This is a genomic window from Vicinamibacterales bacterium (assembly GCA_036496585.1).
In the GTDB taxonomy this organism is placed as follows: Bacteria; Acidobacteriota; Vicinamibacteria; order Vicinamibacterales; family 2-12-FULL-66-21; genus JAICSD01.
Genome location: DASXLB010000066.1, coordinates 1 through 16299 on the forward strand (window position 1 = coordinate 1; position 16299 = coordinate 16299).

Consider the following 16299-nt stretch of genomic DNA (forward strand, 5'->3'; position numbering starts at 1 on the left):
GCCCGCGGTCTTCAGCTGACCGGCACATGATGCCGCGTACCCACTGGCGGAGGGGCATTACTGTGGGAAACACTATCACTGGCTATGTTCGGTTGAGCGATGAGGGCCGATCTGGGCCACGGCGCGACCACTCGGGTTTGACATCTACCGATCTCGATGGGTTCGCAGTTCCTCGGCCATCTCATCGTCCGACCGGCCGAAACCCAGGGGCCGGCGTTCGCGAGAATGTCACGCGGGTTTTCGACTCGCTGAAGCCGGGCGGACTGGTCGTCGTCGAGGGCTTTCACCACGACGCGACACGATCGGGACCGATCGGCGCCGGCGTCGTGTTCGAGACCAACGAACTCCCGCAACTGTTCTCGCGTTTCCGGGTGCTTCGTTACGAGGATACCGACGCGACCGCAGATTTCGGTCTGCAACGCACGCGCGTCGTCCGCCTCTGCGCCCAGAAGCCTGAACGCTGAACGACGTCAGGCGTGCCGTGGTCGGTGAGACGCGGCCACCCCGCCCGCCATCACGACTTGCGCGGCACCTGTTTGCGCGAGCCGCTCTCCTGCGCAGGCGGACGCTGATCGGGCCCCGGCAGCCACGGTGCGGGAAGCGACGACGCCTCGTAAGCCGCCCGGACCAGCTGACCCGCCGTGTCGGGCAGCGCGGCCGGCCGCGCCGCGGCTTCCTCGAAGCGGAAGGCGGCCGTCAGGTCGCCGAACGTCCGGCGGCGCCAGTCGCTGATGTTCGTCTCGCGCACGCCGGTCACCTGCTCGAGGAACTGGAGCACCGACGTGTGATCGAACGGCTGGCTGCACACCCATCCGCCTGCGGTCCAGGGCGACACGATGATGCACGGCACGCGGAAGCCGCCGCCGATCGGCAGGCCGCCGATGAACTCGCCGGGCGTGCCGGCCGGCGGGGTCGGCGGCACGACGTGGTCGAAGATGCCGTCGTTCTCGTCGTAGTTCAGGATGAACACGGTCTTGGCCCAGACGTCGGGGTTGGCCGCGATCGCGTCGAGCTTGCTCGCCACGAACGCGGCACCGGCGGCCGGCATGTAGTCAGGATGTTCCGACTGGGTGCTCGTCGGAATGATCCAGGAGACGGTCGGCAGCCGATCGTTGGCGGCGTCGTACTCGAACTGCCCTTCCGGACCGCGGAGCATGCCGCGGGTATGCAGCGGCGAATTCGAGTCGGCGGTGCGGAACACCTCGAACTGCTCGAGCATGTTGCACCCGTAGTTGTCGGCCTGCTGATAGACGCGCCAACTGATCCCGGCGTCCTGCAGGCGCTCGGCGTAGGTCTTCCAGCGGCCGCCCCCCGCCATGGAAGTGTTGGCTGTCATCGGGCCGCCGCTGCGGCCGCCGGGATCGATGGTGCCGGTCATCCAGTACATGCGGTTGGGCCAGGTTGGCCCGAGCACCGAGCAGTGATAGGCGTCGCAGACGGTGAACGCCTCGGCGAGCGCGAACTGGAACGGAATGTCGGCTCGCGTGTGATACCCCATCACGTACGGCGCCTTGACGCCGTCCGCCCGGCGATGCGCCGGCATCCAGTTGTCCATCGCGCCGCCATTCCAGGATTCGTGCTGGACGGCCCACGCATGGCTCGTCGAGGGAATCTTCTGCGCGCTCGTGCGGCGCGTGTCGAGATGGAACGGGAGCATGTAGCCGTCGGGGTGCGACGTGTCGGGCTGATAGAACACCGACCGGCCGGTGGACAGCTTCAGCGCCTGCGGATCGTTGAAGCCGCGTACGCCCGCCAGGGTCCCGAAGTAGTGATCGAACGCACGGTTCTCCTGCATCAGCATGACGACGTGCTTGATGTCGCTGAGCGAAGGCGACGGAGGTTCACGCGCCAGCAGGCGCCTGACGTTGGGCGGCATCAACGCCGCGGCGGCGGCGGCGGCCGCAACGCTGGCGGCGCTCCCCAGCAGGCGGCGCCGGGTCAGGCGGCGCGGCGCGTCCGCCGGTTCCGGTGGCTCGGGATGGTCTGATGATGACACGCTGGTTCTCCGTGACGTCGAGGGCGCCGCAGTGTATCGCGAAACCGTTCGGTCGATGCCGCCGGCGGAGTCGACGAATGTGGAATGCTAGAGTTCTCCGATGACCGTCACCAGGCGTTCGACGCCGCGCCAGCGGGTGGAGGAAGTGTTTCTCGCCCACGAGGGGCACGTCACGGCCAATGCGCTCTTCGCCGACGTGCGCCGGAAATACCCGCGCGTCGGCCGAGCCACCGTCTACCGCGCGCTCAAGCGGATGGTCGACGAAGGCGTCGCGCGCCAGGTCGACTTCGGCGAGGGACTCCAGCGCTACGAATCGGCCCACGGCCACCCGCGCCATTCGCATCTCATCTGCCAGCGCTGCCACCGCACCTCCGAGTTCCTGAGCTCGGACGTCGAAGCACTGCTCGAGGAGATCGCCGCGGTTCGCGATTTCGAGGCTGCGCAGACGGTCGTCCAGGTGCACGGCATCTGCCGCGACTGCCGACAGGGCACGACGGCGCCGACGCTCGACGGCGCCGCGACGAAACGGGTCTTTGCCCGCGACGCGCTGCGGGTCGCGATCGACACGGAGCGTTCCGGGCTGCGCTTCTACACACGCGCCGCCCGCATCACCCGCGACGCCGCCGGACGCAAGGTGTTCGAATCGCTCGCGGCGGAAGAGCACGAACACCTGTCGACGCTCGAACGGCGGTACGCGGAGCTGGTCGACGAGGATCCGGAGCTCGAGGCACGTCCGCAGTTCCTGTTCTTCAAGGGAGCCGCGGGCGGCCTGTTCGCGGAAGGGCTCGAGGAGCTGCGGGCCGGCGTCAACGACGAACAGGCGCTGCGGATCGGCATCGCCTGCGAACGCGGCTCGCATCGCTTCTTCCAGCGCTACGGCCAGCGCTTCGACGATTCCGAGGGCAAGCGCATCTTCCTGGAGTTCGCCGACGAGGAGCGGGCGCACCTCGAACTCCTCCAACGCGAGCTCAAGTCGCTGCAGGGGCGCGCCGGACGGCGACGCCGGAAGACGCGCTGAAAGAACAGGCGGGAGCGAGGCGGCCCAGAGTCGACACCTCCTCAGAGCCGTCCCTGGACAGCCGGCGGCGGAACTGATGCCGTTTGCCCATGCGCCCGCCGCGTCTGCCGGAGACGTGAAACGGCCAGCCACATCAACGGCAGGCCGGCCAGCAGGTAGCTCAGGACGTGACCGAACGCGCTATCGGGCCCCCACGCTTCCGTTCGCTCGTGGATGAGAGCACTGGCCGGCAGCATTCCCTGCTCCGCCATCTCGTGCACTGCCTGGATGGACAGCTGGACGAGGAAGACGAACAAGAACAGCGCGGTCATCTGAAAGAACAGCGCGAGCGGCACCCGCCGACCGTAGCGCGTCCATCCCCAACCGACCGCCGCCGCCGCGGCACTCCCGAGGCACGCACCGGCGAGCAGCGGCATGAGTCCGCGCAGCTGCACGAGCAAGAGGACGGTTTCCATTCCCTCGCGCGCGATCATGAACAGCGTGAACAGGAACACGCCAGCCCGCGCGCCGACCCGCGTGCTCGACACTGAGGCTTCGAGACGTGCCTCGATCTCGTCCTTCATGTGGCGTCCGGCGCGCCACATCTGCACGGTCAGAAACGCGACCGACCCGGCGGCGACGAGCGCCAGCGGCCCCTCGAGCCGCTCCTGGTTGCGCGCGCCGTACAGAATCACCCCGCCGAAGATGCTGACCATCACGCCGGCGACGATGCCCCAACGCACGGCGGCGCCCAGGGCGACGAGGCCGCGCTTCCGGAGATACGTCAGGGTGAGAGCGACGATGAGGAACGCCTCCAGACCCTCGCGGAGCGTGATGACGAACGCCTGCATCATGTTGACGACCCGGGCGCGGTCAGGGGACGGGCGCCCACGCTGGACAGGTGCATCAAAGCTCGGCCCATTGACGAAGCAGGTTCTGGTAGACGGCCCGGCGGGCCATTCAATTGAGACGTCGTCTCAATTGGACCAGTCGAGGATATATCCGACCAACTTGGTCGGTCAAGCCGAAATCGCGGCGTCCCTCGACGCAGGCCGTCCCTCGGCGTAGTCGCGATGGTGGGTGGAATCAGTCGCGCGTGGAAGGTCGCACCGAACGCGCGCTGCGCGGCGGAACGTCTCGGCTGGCCTCAGCGCCGCTGCGACCAGGTCGGTCCCCAGCGGTCCGGCACGTCGAGCGGCGTGTAAATGCCGAGCGGTTCCACGCCTTCCAGCAGTTCCGCGCGGCGGGTCTCGATCGATTGGATCAGCTCCGACCGGGTCGTCCGGTGCTGCTCGTAGACGAGCATCTCGCTCCAGTACTCAATCAAGAGATAGCGCGAGGCGCGATTCTGGTCGCGCAGGAAGGAACTGCCTAGATAGGACCGGGTCTGCCGGTTCAGCGCCGTCCAGTCGCCATCGACGCCATAAAGGGTTTCGAACTCTTTCTCGCGCCCCTTCTTCACATCGAACTGCCACATGACTGCAATCATCGGAGCGGATCATAGCCGAACGCTCGCGCGCGTGATGCCGGTGGGAACCGCCAGGGCGGGAGTGGCTTCGAGAAGGAGCGGAGCCGCGCGGGACCGCTCGACGCGGTCGCGACGGGAGTGGTCGCGCAGGCCTTCAGGCTCTCCCGCGGGCGGAGGTGAAGGTCTGCGCGGCAGACAACGCGTGTCAGTGGTGGAGCATGGCTTCCTGCGTCGCCGGTTCCTGGTGCGAGGTCACCCTCGCGGCCACCGTCGCCAGAAGCAGAAGTACGATCGCCGCGCCGATTGCCGCGCCTAAAGTCCTCAGCATTACGCCTCCGCCACAGACAGAAGGCAACTCGCATACCGGCGGCGCCCGACCCGGTAAGTTCTTCATTCGTGTCTTGTTAGCAGGCGTGTGCGGCGGCCGCGCAGGGTGCGCGCACCGACAGTTTCGTGGCGGCGCTGCCGGAACTGCAATGGCCGGCAGGCCGCCTGGAGACCGCCCGTCCCGGTCAGAACGTGAACTTCGCGCCGATCCGGATCAGTCGAGGGTCCTGGAAGGCGCTTGGCAGCAGGAACTGCTGATTCACCGACATCGCTCCGCTGGTGATCAGCTGATCGACGACGGCCTGAAGGTTGACCTGGCCGGCGTAGAACGCGTTCTCGTCGATCGACGGCGTCGTACCGGCGCGGCGGACCGTGTTCACGTAGTTGATCGGCGTACGCTGGTCGAACAGGTTCTGCACGTTCATGTTCAGCTGGAACCGCTTCTCGGAGTGAAAGAGCTTGAACTCGTGCTGCACGTACAGGTCGGTCTGCGACAGCGACGCCGTCCGCCCATCGCTGTCGCGGCCGGCGAAGTAGATCGGATAGCTGTGGCCCGGAATCACCGACAGCGATCGGCCGATCGGAATTCCGCTCGCCAGTCCCTGGTTCAGGCCGATTGACGTCCCCCACGGCATCAGGTACACGACCTGCGCCTTGAACTGGTGCGTACGGTCCGTCGGCAGCACGCCGTAGAGCGGCTTGCCGTCGGTGCCCATCATTTCGATCGGGTAGTCGTAGATGCGGCCGGTGTTGGGGGAGGTGCGTCCGTTCTCGTCCGATTCGGACAGTCCCGGGTAGTTGCCATACAGCCGGCTCAGCGTGTAACTCGTGTAGAGACTCCACGAGTGCGAGAGGCGCTTGGTGTAAAGGAATTCCCCGGCATCGTATTCGCGATTCGGCTTGGGCAGCACGGCCACCCCGCTCGAACTCTGGTAGGCATCGCACTGCGTGATCCCCGTCGCCGAGCACGGCAGCGGCGTGAAGGTCGCGGTCAGCCCTTCACCCGGGTTCGAGATCGTATAGGCCTCGCCGTTGTTCTGATCGATGGACCCCGTGTCCTCGATGCCGCGGTCGAGCTGCTTGTGCACGTAGCGGACGGAAATCGAGCTCGTGTTATTGAGCTGATGCTCGAGGCCGATGTTCGCTTCCTGCGACCGCATCGGCTTGAGATCGGGATCGAGGCAAGGCCCATAGCAGTTGGTCTTGCTGAGCGAGGGCAGACGCTCGTCGACGCTGGTGATGAACGTGCCGGCGCAGGCCGGCGGACAGCCCTGGTTCTGATTCACCGATGTGAAGTCGGCGGTGTCCAGCGTGTAGTAGGAGCGGATCCACTTGGCGCCGCCAAACGAACCCTGCGCGAGATTCAGCTTGAAGATGTCGTAGAACAGCCCCCACGAGCCGTACAGCTTCCAGCGGCCGTCTCCCCTCAGATCGTACGAGCCACCGATGCGCGGAGCGAGCTTGTCGCCGAAGCCGAACTGGATCGGGTAGTCGCCGTAGTCGTTGTTGGCGTCCGTGTACGCCGGCACCTTCTCCTGCTCGCTGCGGAGGCCGAGATTCAGCGTCAGCCGGCCGTTCACCGCCCACGTGTCCTGCACGAAGAGGCCGACGACATTCGAATGCTCGTTGCCGATGGTGATCGAGCCCTCGCGTGGCGCGACGGCGTTGCTGTCGACATAGTAGTAGCCGTACGTCCCCTGCGGGCCGGTCGCGGCAAACTGCTGGCCCCAGTTGAACGTGAGGTTCTGCGCCTGCTGTCCGCTGTTGACGTTCTCACTCCGCAGATCGAACTGCGTCCCCGCCTTGACTTCGTGCTGCCCTGCGGCGTGCGTGAACCACGTCGCATCCGCCTGGAAGAACTTGCGTTCGACCAGGTCGTAGGCGGTCAGCGAGTTGGAGGGGATGTTCGTGTAGTTCGCCAGGTGCTGAAACTCGGCTGGCACTCCTGCCATGCCGACGTTGGTAAACCCGAACGTGTACTTCGCGTCGGTGGGATTGCCGTAGGTGTGGCTGTTCGTGGCGAAGAAGCCATAGCGGGCGCTGAGCAGCAGGTTCGGCTTCGCCGTGTAGTCGGCGACGGCGGACAGCGACCAGTTCGGGGCCGTCGAGCCGGTCGCGTAGTTCGTGGTCGCCGCGTCCTGCGCGCTCGTGCCGGGCAGCGCGCCGTTGGTCTTCGACCAGCTGTTGTTGAACGCGAACCGGGTCCGCAGCTTCGAGCCGAGCTGTGTTGTCTGATCGGCAGTGATGTACTGCCGCTGGACATTCTGCGTCTGTGTATGCGTGATGCCGGCAATGTTGCCGCTGGTGGCCGCGTTCGACGTCCGCGACTGGGCCGTCAGCGTCGGCTGATACGCGACGAAGAACCAGGCTCGGTTGAGTTGAATCGGGCCGCCGATCGAGCCGCCCGGCTCGAAGGTGTTGAGGTCGTCCTTCGGGTAGGTCCAGTACTCGGACACCGCCGCATTGGCGAACGTGTTGCGCAGCGTCGGGTTGACGCCGCAGACCGGCGTCGCCGTCGTGATGCTCGCCGGCGTCGGCGACGTTCCCGTCACTGCCCCTTTCGAGTTGAGGGGGGAGAGACCGGGCTGGTTGCACGAGCCGACCAGGCCGTTGCCCTGCCAGTAGGCCAGTGCGTTGCCGTTGAAGTTGTTGGTGCCACTCTTGGTGATGACATTGACCACCGCACCCGTCGATCCGCCGTATTCCGCCGGATATCCCGACGACTTGATCTGCACCTGTTCGACGAAGTCGGCGACGACCGGCTTGGCCGAGGTGCCGTTGAGGATGTTCGTGGTCTCGACACCATCGACGACGTAGCGATTCTCGGAGGCGCTGGCGCCGTCGATCGAGATCCCACCCGACTTGGGCTCCTGGTTGGCGCCCGGCGCCTGCGTGACCAGCGACGTGAAGTCGCGGTTGTGCGGCACCAGGCTAATGCGATCGCCGGCGATCGCGGTCGCCTTCGTGCTGCTCTTGACGTCGACGATCGGGGATTCGGCCGTCACCTGCACGGCTTCCTCGACAGTAGCGACGCCGAGCGTGAAATCGACCTTCTTGACGTTGCCCAGGTCGACGGCAACGGCCGTCACCTTCTCGGTCTTGAACCCCGAGAGCGCCGCCGAAATCCCGTAGATGCCGGGCAGCAATGACGGAAAGCGATACGCGCCATTCGCATCGGTGACCGCCGTCAGCGTGACCCCGGGGCCGCCGCTCGCTTCGACCGAAACGCCGGGTAGAACGGCGCCGGACGAATCCTTGACGATGCCGACAATCGAGCCGCGCTGCTCCTGGGCCAACGCCGGCATCGACAGCAGCAGCACCACCACCAGGAATGCTCCGCAGGTGCGTAAACGCATCTCACCCTCCCCCCACTCCATCGAGCTATTCGAACGAACGGGGGCACAACTCCCCGCCCACATACGCGGGTTATAACACCCGCGACGCGATCGTGTGGAGAAGTACCTGAGCATGCTCGGCATGATCGCGGCACATGCGTGGAGTCGGAGGCGAGGACGCTCCGGCCTGCTGCGTATCGAGGCGCGACGCGCAACGGCGCCGAGGCGATGCGTTAGCGCGCAGACGTCGCCGCGTCGAGCGACGCCGCGAGCGCGGCGAACCGATCGGCTGGACCCCGCCAGCGCAGTTCCTCCACATCCTCGAACACCGGCACATCGCGGCGCAGGGTCGCCAGGGTGCGGAAGAGGAACGCGTGCTCACGCTCGCGCACGAAGGTCGCGGCCAGCGCCGCGGGGCTCGCGGCGTTGACGTGCCACTCGCGCCAGTCGCCGGGAATCGCCTCGAGGTGCCCGAACCGCGAGAGCACGGCGGCGGTCGACTTCGCGCCCCACCCCTTCAGGCCAGGGTAGCCGTCGGCGGCGTCGCCGACGAGAGCCAGGTAATCGGGAATCGACACCGGCGGCACGCCGAATTTCGCGATCACACCGTCCTCACCGGTAATCTGGTTCGTCCGCCGATTGAGCTGCACCACGCGCATGCCGCGCACCGACTGCGCGAGATCCTTGTCGGGCGTGCACACGAACACCCGCGTGACGCGTGCGTCCGCCTCCGCTTTCGCGGCGGCCGCCGCCAGGGCATCGTCGGCCTCGAACTCGATCATCGGCCACACGACGACGCCGAGCGCGGCGAGCGCGTCTTCCAGCAGCGGAAACTGCGCGAGCAGATCCTCCTCGACGCCGGCGCCCGTCTTGTAGCCGCGCCAGAGATCGTTGCGGAACGACTCGATGACGTGATCGGTGGCGACGCCAAGGTGCGTCGCGCCGCGGTTGAGCATGCCGAGCATCGATCCGACGACGGCGCGGACGGCGCCGACCTCGCGGCCACGCGCGTCGCGCGCTTTCGGCACCGCGTAGTAGTGCCGGAAGAGTTCGTAGGTGCCGTCGACGAGGTGCACTTCCATCAGCGTTCCGGCGCGGCAGTGCGCATGCGATGGATCCTGCCTGACGAACCGCTCCCGGTCAACGGACAGTGGCACAATGGGCGCATCGACACGGACCCTCTCGCCATCGTCGCCGCCGACGGCGTGTTCACGTACCACGACCTCGCCGAGAGCGCGGCGCGGGTCGCCGCGGGGCTGCTCGACGGCGCCCCCGACCTGCAGGACGCGCGGGTGGCGTATCTCGTCCCCCCGAGCTTCGGGCACGTCGCCGTCTCGCGGGGGATCTGGCAGGCGGGCGGCGTCGCCGTGCCGCTCGCCGTCTCGCATCCGGAGGCGGAGCTCGAGTACGTGGTCCGAGACGCCGGCGCGTCGATCGTCGTCGCGAGCGGGCGGCTGGCCGAGTCGCTGCGCGCGGTGAGCGCCCGAGCCGGCGCGCGCTTCCTGGACACCCACGATCTCCTCGCCGGCCTCGACGTCCCGGAGCCTCGGCAGCAGCCTGAGCCTCCGCGGCAGGCGCGCCGGGCGCTGATCGTCTACACCAGCGGAACCACCGGCAGGCCGAAAGGGGTCGTCACCACCCACGGGCAGATCGCGGCGCAGATTGCCTCGCTGCTCGACGCATGGGGCTGGACGGCAGCCGACCGCGCGCTGCTGGTCCTGCCGCTGCACCATGTGCACGGAATCATCAACGTGCTCGGCTCCGCGCTCGCCGCCGGCGCCGTCTGCGAGATCCCGCCGCAGTTCGATCCATTCGGAACCTGGCAACGCCTCGCAGAGGGCGAGGTCACGGTGTTCAGCGCCGTCCCGACGATTTACCACCGGCTCATCGCCGCGTGGGAGGCCGCCTCGCCCGCGCAGCAGCGCCGCTGGAGCGACGGCAGCCGGCAGCTCCGCCTCATGATGTCCGGATCCGCGGCGCTGCCGCTGCGGACGCTCGATCGGTGGCGCGCAATCACGGGCCACACGCTGCTCGAACGCTACGGCATGACAGAGACCGGCATGATTCTTTCCAATCCGCTGCGCGGCGAGCGGCGGCCAGGCGCGGTGGGCACGCCGCTGCCGGGCGTCGAGGTTCGTCTCGCCGACGACGAGATCGAGGTGCGCGGCCCAGGTGTGTTCTCCGAGTACTGGCAGCGACCGGAGGAGACGGAAGCAGCGTTTCGCGACGGCTGGTTCCGCACCGGCGACGTTGCCGTCCTCGAGCACGGCGTCTACCGCCTACTCGGCCGCCGCAGTACCGACATCCTCAAGACCGGCGGCTTCAAGGTGTCGGCGCTGGAGATCGAGGACGTTCTGCGCGAGCATCCAGCAGTCGCCGACGCCGCGGTCGTCGGCGCGCCCGACGACGAATGGGGACAGCGCGTGATCGCCGTCGTCGAACTGCAGCCCGGCACGACGCTGAGGCTCGACGAGATGCGCGAGTGGCTGAAACCGCGGCTGGCACCGTACAAGATCCCGCGCGAGCTGCGCGCCGTCGAGGCGCTGCCTCGCAACGCCATGGGGAAGGTGAACAAGCCGGCGCTCGGGAAGGAGCCGGGGGGAGATGGTGAGGGGTGCTAAGGGTGCTAACGGGGCCAAGGGTGCTAAGGGTGCTGGGGCCAAGGGTGCTAGGGGTGCTGGTGCCGAGGGTGCTAGGTGCTAGGGGTGCTGGGGCCGAGGGTGCGCTGCACTCTCGACGGCGCGCCTCTCGTAGCCCGGGGTAGAAGTGCTGATTTTCACTGAGGCATCGACTAGTGGGAGTTGGAGGCGAGTCTCTCGGTCGACCCCCTTTCTTCTTCCGTCGCGGGTCGGATCCGCGCCGAGCAGGCTCGCGTCGGCGTCCCGATCACCGAGGCAGCAGCGCAAATAGATGCCCGGCGGCAACGCGGGCCAACCCATCGTCGCGTCATGGAAGGCGGCGCACTGCCTTCGACGAACCATCGAATCCGTGCCCGCGCCGCAGCTGATCTCAAAACGCAGATGGAGAAGGGATGGCTCGCCGCCGTCGGCAAATCCGCCGTCGCGACCCATGTCGGCGGCGGCCGATCGCGTGCGCGTTTGCCATTCACAGACGGCCCGTTGTAGTACGCTGCCGCACGAACGATGCATCCGTCATCGCGCGACCGAATGCTCGGTGGCTCGGTCGTGGTCGCGGCCGCGTTATTCCAAGGCCTGTGGCTTGGGCGTGCCGCGGCCCTGATCAGTGTCGCGTTCCTGGCCGCGTATGCCGTCTGGCTTTGGGGGGCGTGGAGTCTCGGAAGCCCGTCTCTCCAGGCGACCTACGTCGTAGCAGTCGCGATCTTCTTCGTCCATGCGTGCGAGGAGTTCCTCACAGGTTTTCAGCGCCGATTGCCGGCGCTCGTTGGCGACCATTGGACCGATACACAGTTCTTGGTGTTCAATGCGACGTGGTTTGCGGCGTTTGTTCTCGCTGGTTGGGGCCTGCGTCGACGTCGCCCACTCGCCGTGCTGATCGTGCTGTTCCTTGCGTTGGGTGGGGGGGTCGGCAATGGCGTCGCCCATCTGTTGCTGGTAGTGGCGCAGGGTGGCTATTTCCCAGGAGCATGGACAGCACCGCTCTGTCTGATCGTCGGAACCGCGCTATTACGTCAACTTTTCACAGTTCCGGCGACAGCCTGAAACCGACTTTCGCCACGGCTGCCAGCGTCGCATCACCGGACACCGCTTAGCACCTTCAGCACCAGTACCCCTGGCACCAGCACCCCAGCACCCTTAGCACCAGCACCCTTAGCACCCTTAGCACCCTTGGCCCCCTTAGCACCTTTGGCACCAGCCCCCCGTCCACCCTCTTGTCCCTGAGCCGCCGCGACTTCCTCCGTCTGGCCGGCGCCGCGACGATCGCGCGCTCGAGCGGCGCCGCGTCGCGGCTGATTCTGCTCGGCACGGCGGGCGGGCCGACCCCCAAGGTCCGGGCCGCCGCCCCGGCGCAGATCATCGTGATCGGCGACCGCGGCTATCTCGTCGACTGCGGCAACGGCGTCGCCCGACAGATGACGCTGGCGGGCGTGTTCCGCACGCTGCGGCACGTCTTCATCACCCATCATCACTCGGACCACAACGCCGACTACGGAACGCTGCTGCTGCTCGAATGGGGCGACCAGATGAAGACGGCGGTCGATACGTGGGGACCGCCGCCGCTCGCACGGATGACGAAGCTGTTCCTGGAGATGAGCCGCGCCGATGTCGAGGTGCGGATGCGTGACGAGGGGCGGCCGCCGCTGGCGCCGCTCATCCACCCGCACGAGATCGTGAAGGGCGGCTTCGTGATGTCGGACGATCGGGTGCGCGTCACCTGCGCGGTGGTGCGCCACCCGCTCGTGCCGATCGCACTCGCCTATCGCTTCGACTGCGGCGATCGGTCCATCGTGATTTCCGGCGACACGGCCCCGAGCGACGCGCTCGTCGCGCTGGCGCGAGGCGCTGACATCCTGGTGCACGAGGCGCTTTGGGTGCCGGGCGCACCCGGCGCGCCCGGCTCGCCGCTGCGGACGCACATCCTGAACAGCCATACGCCGGTCGAAGACGCCGGCCGCATCGCGGCACGCGCCGGGGTCGCCACGCTCGTTCTTTCGCATATCGTCCCGACCGACTCGGCGCCGCCAGACGAGGAGCTCCGCGCGGCGGCGCGCAGCACGTTCGGAGGGCGCATCGTTGTCGGGAAGGATCTGATGGAATTGTGAAGAAGGAATGGTTCGTCGAGAGTGCCCGATGACCAGCATGCGCAAGGCCGGCGTCCGCCGGCCTTGCGCATGGGTACTGCTAACTGCGAGCTGCCAACTCCTTCAGAAGACGAACCGCCCGCCGAAGCGGATGCTGCGCTGGCTGCCGTTGGTGCCGGTGATCTGCCCGAAGGTGTTGCCCGTCGACGTGCTGAACGTCGTGTTCGGATTGGCCCAGCGCACCGAGTTCGTGACGTTGAAGGCATCGACGCGGAACTCGACGTAGCGCGCGCCGGTGATCGCGAAACGCTTGAACAGCGCACCGTCGAGCTGCCAGAAGCCCGGCCCGTCAGGGCCGGCGTGTCTCGGCAGGTTGCCCTGCACGCCGGCCGCCGGCAGCGAGTAGACGGTCGGATCGAAATACAGCAGACCCGGCCCGAGGCCGCCGAGCACCTTGTTGTCGCCGGTCAGGTTGACGAACGCGGAGTTGCCCGGCGTGTTCAGCGCCGTGCCGTTGCCGCCGATCGTCAGCGCCTGTCCCGACTGCGCGTCGAACAGGGCGCTCAGCTGCCAGCCGCCCAGGATCTTGCTGGTCACCCCGTCTTGCAGCCACCGCTTGTTGGGACCCCACGGCAGCTCGTAGACCGTCGACAGCACGTAGTTGTGGAGGCGGTCGGTGTCGGAGCGCGCCCAGCTCTGATTGAAATCGATCGGCGTCCCGATCGTGCCGTTTTCGTTGGCCAGGTCCTGCGAGCGTCCAAGCGTGTACGAGTTGGTGATCAGGAACCCGTTCAGGAAGCGGCGATCCACTTTCATCTGCAGGCCGTCGTACCGCGACTTGCCGAGGTTCGAACGCTCGCGCGAGGTGCCGGTGCGGTTGAACTGCGCGAACTGGGCGCGGCCGTTGTTGCCGGACCCGTAGATCAGGCTCGCGTTGAGGTCCACGTCCATCACCAGGTCGACGCCCTTGCTGCCGACATAGGCGACATCGGCGGTAAAGCCGTACGGCAGTTGGCGCTGGAAGGCGACGTTCCACGAGTGCAGCGTGCCCTCGTGCAGGACGCTCGGGACGACGTCGTAGGTCGAGTTCAGCAGCGAGCCAGCCACCGGCAGCACGCCGTCCGAGGGAATCGACGCGAACACCGGCGCCGGGAAGCCGGTGGCCATCGATCCGGCGGTCTGGAACCCGTTGACGGCGCTGCCGGCGTAGTTCTGTTTCACCGGATAGTTGAAGGCGTAGCGGTTGTCGGGGAACGGAATCGCGCTCGCGCCGTAGCCGGCGCGGACGACGGTTGCCTCGTTCGGCCGCCACGAGATGCCGGTGCGCGGCCCGAAGTTCTTGAACCAGCTCTTGACGTTGAGCGCTTCGTCGGTGCCGCCATAGCCGGCGACGCGCAGCGTGTTGGTCGTCGGATCGTAGTTCGAGAGCGTCCCCTGCCCTTCGACCCCTTCGAGCGGATGGTAGTACTCCCAGCGCAGACCGAGATCGATGGTGATGTTGGAGCGCGCCTGCCACTTGTCCTGGATGAACGCCGCCGTGGCCCAGTGGCGCGTGCCGGGCTGGTCGATGACCTTGAGGTCGCGCTGCACGGTGTTCGGCCAGTCGAGGAGAAACGCCGCGAACGAGTTGGCGATGCCGGTCTGCGAGGCCGACTCCGCCGGGGAGCCGGTGCCCGAGGCAGTGAAGGCGAAGCGGCCGCGGGGACCGCCGGCGTCCTGCGTCTGCAGCAGGATGTCGCGGTTCTTCCGCCACTCCCCGCCGATCTTGACCGTGTGCGCGTTGTACAGCTTGGTCAGCGAGGTCACGATGTTCCAGGTCTTCTCGGAGCGATCCCACGGCTGGCTGGCGGAGAAGCCGAGCACCGGATCCGAATAGCCGCCGACGCTGATCTGCGAGACGCCGCTCGTATAGTCGTCGCCGAGGTTGGCGCCCGGAATGCCGACGTCGGTGCTCGTCGTCAACCCGTTGGCGGTGGTGGTCGTCGTATTACGGTAGTAGTTCAGGCCGCCGCGCAGATCGAAGACGGTCGACTTGCTGACGACGCGCGTCCAGGTGACCGCCGTGCTGTAGCTGGTGTTGGTACCGGTGCCGGCGAAGCCGCCGTTGGCGGGCCCGCCGTACTGGCCATAGAGGCCGGGATCAAAGAGGACCGGGCGCATGAAGCTGAGACGCGCCGACAACTGATCGCGCTGGCTCGCCGTGTAGCTGACCTTGGCGTCGAAGCCGTCGGTCGTCTTCTCGCGCGTCTGGTCCTGCACGAAGTTGTTCTGGCCGAGCGGCGCGTTGAAGTTCGGGAGCGGGATGAACTTCATCAGCTGCGACGCGATCGGGCTGATGCGATCGGCGGGGACGACATTGCCCGGGAACTGCGCGCGATTGTTGCCGCCGACGTCGCCGGTGAGCGGATCGTAGATGTGCTGCGACACGGCGCTGAAGTCGCCGGCCCGCATCGCCGCGGTCGGCACGAGGGCGCGCACCGTGTAGCCCTGGTTGTCGATGGTGCGCTGGTAGTCGCCGAAGAAGAACAGCTTGTTCTTCATGATCGGCCCGCCGAGCGTGAAGCCGCTGTTGAGGAACTTGGTCGGCGCCTTGGTGTGGGTGAAGTAGTCGCCGGCGATGGTCGACTGGTTGTTGCCGAACACGAAGGCGGTACCCTTGAGGGCGTTGGTGCCCGATTTCAGCGTGACGTTGGTGATCGCCCCGCCCGAGCGGCCGAACTCGGCGTCGTAGTTGCTGGTCGTGACGCTGACGGTCTCGAGCGCGTCGGCGGCCGGAATGATTACCTGCAGCAGCCCGGTCTTCTGGTTGTCGTCGACCCCTTCGATCATCGTGTTGTTGGCGAGTCGCGACTGGCCGTTGACCTCGGTCGACAGGGAGTCCTGCGAGTTGAAGAAGGCCGAGTGATCGCGGTGCGGCCGCGTCGCCCCCGGCACCGTGACCAGCAGGCTCTGGAAGTTGCGATTGAACGCGGTCGGGATGTCCTCGACCATCTTCGACTCGAGCAAACGGCCGGTGTCGGTGCGGTCCGTCTGCAGCGACGGCGATTCCGCCGTGACGCTGACCGCCTCGGTCATGTTGCCGACTTCGAGCGCCATGTCGACGCGGATGGTGGTGTTGACGTCGACGAGGACGTTCTGGCGGATGATCTTCTTGAAGCCCTGCAGCTCGGCCGTGACCGTGTATTTGCCGTTGGTCAGGCTCGAGAACAGGAAGACGCCGGATTCATTGGTCACGACGGTGCGCGCAACGTTCGTCTGCACCTCGGTCGCCGTCACCGTCACCCCCGGGACGGCGCCGCCGCTGGAATCGGTAATGTTGCCAAGAAGTGTGCCGGTGACCGCTTGCGCGGACACACTGTTCGGGACCACGCACAGGCCGGCTGCGAGCGCCAGCACTGTGGCGAACCGGGTCACCACAGACATAAACTGTCCTCCCAGAGAAAAACGCAATCAATG

Annotated in this window: 12 protein-coding genes; 5 read left to right on the top strand and 7 right to left on the bottom strand. The window is 67.0% G+C overall.

Going from position 1 to position 16299, the window contains the following annotated elements:
* Nucleotides 1-464: hypothetical protein (locus VGI12_18850; protein ID HEY2434738.1), on the top strand; the 464-nt coding region annotated here is incomplete at its 5' end.
* A gap of 50 nt (nucleotides 465-514) precedes the next feature.
* On the opposite strand, the gene VGI12_18855 is transcribed toward VGI12_18850, so the two are convergent.
* Entirely contained in the window at nucleotides 515-1996 is a 1482-nt protein-coding gene (locus tag VGI12_18855) for an alkaline phosphatase family protein (protein ID HEY2434739.1), read from the bottom strand.
* A gap of 100 nt (nucleotides 1997-2096) precedes the next feature.
* Here VGI12_18855 and VGI12_18860 point away from each other — a divergent pair, with 100 nt between their 5' ends.
* Complete coding sequence (locus VGI12_18860) at nucleotides 2097-3014, top strand: transcriptional repressor (GenBank protein ID HEY2434740.1); 918 nt, start codon at nucleotides 2097-2099, stop codon at nucleotides 3012-3014.
* A gap of 41 nt (nucleotides 3015-3055) precedes the next feature.
* Here VGI12_18860 and VGI12_18865 read toward each other — a convergent pair whose 3' ends face one another.
* From VGI12_18865 to VGI12_18885, 5 genes are all read right to left on the bottom strand, one after another.
* Complete coding sequence (locus VGI12_18865) at nucleotides 3056-3844, bottom strand: FTR1 family protein (GenBank protein ID HEY2434741.1); 789 nt, start codon at nucleotides 3842-3844, stop codon at nucleotides 3056-3058.
* 296 nt (nucleotides 3845-4140) lie between these two features.
* Complete coding sequence (locus VGI12_18870; protein HEY2434742.1) at nucleotides 4141-4470, bottom strand: hypothetical protein; 330 nt, start codon at nucleotides 4468-4470, stop codon at nucleotides 4141-4143.
* 196 nt (nucleotides 4471-4666) lie between these two features.
* Complete coding sequence (locus tag VGI12_18875) at nucleotides 4667-4789, bottom strand: hypothetical protein (GenBank protein HEY2434743.1); 123 nt, start codon at nucleotides 4787-4789, stop codon at nucleotides 4667-4669.
* Between the two features lie 184 nt (nucleotides 4790-4973).
* Nucleotides 4974-8144 carry a TonB-dependent receptor gene (locus VGI12_18880; GenBank protein ID HEY2434744.1) on the bottom strand — a complete coding sequence of 1057 codons (3171 nt, stop codon included), beginning with the start codon at nucleotides 8142-8144 and terminating at the stop codon, nucleotides 4974-4976.
* A 212-nt stretch (nucleotides 8145-8356) separates the two neighbouring features.
* Nucleotides 8357-9205 carry a 5'-3' exonuclease H3TH domain-containing protein gene (locus tag VGI12_18885; GenBank protein HEY2434745.1) on the bottom strand — a complete coding sequence of 283 codons (849 nt, stop codon included), beginning with the start codon at nucleotides 9203-9205 and terminating at the stop codon, nucleotides 8357-8359.
* 24 nt (nucleotides 9206-9229) lie between these two features.
* Here VGI12_18885 and VGI12_18890 point away from each other — a divergent pair, with 24 nt between their 5' ends.
* The 3 genes from VGI12_18890 (at nucleotide 9230) to VGI12_18900 (ending at nucleotide 12864) form a co-directional block, all read left to right on the top strand.
* Nucleotides 9230-10744 (top strand): acyl-CoA synthetase, encoded by a 1515-nt coding sequence (locus VGI12_18890; protein HEY2434746.1) that lies wholly within the window; start codon nucleotides 9230-9232, stop codon nucleotides 10742-10744.
* 522 nt (nucleotides 10745-11266) lie between these two features.
* Nucleotides 11267-11803 carry an HXXEE domain-containing protein gene (locus VGI12_18895; GenBank protein HEY2434747.1) on the top strand — a complete coding sequence of 179 codons (537 nt, stop codon included), beginning with the start codon at nucleotides 11267-11269 and terminating at the stop codon, nucleotides 11801-11803.
* Between the two features lie 170 nt (nucleotides 11804-11973).
* Nucleotides 11974-12864, top strand: coding sequence for an MBL fold metallo-hydrolase (locus VGI12_18900; GenBank protein ID HEY2434748.1), 891 nt, complete (start codon nucleotides 11974-11976; stop codon nucleotides 12862-12864).
* 102 nt (nucleotides 12865-12966) lie between these two features.
* On the opposite strand, the gene VGI12_18905 is transcribed toward VGI12_18900, so the two are convergent.
* Entirely contained in the window at nucleotides 12967-16266 is a 3300-nt protein-coding gene (locus tag VGI12_18905) for a TonB-dependent receptor (GenBank protein HEY2434749.1), read from the bottom strand.
* Between the last annotated feature and the right edge of the window lie 33 nt (nucleotides 16267-16299).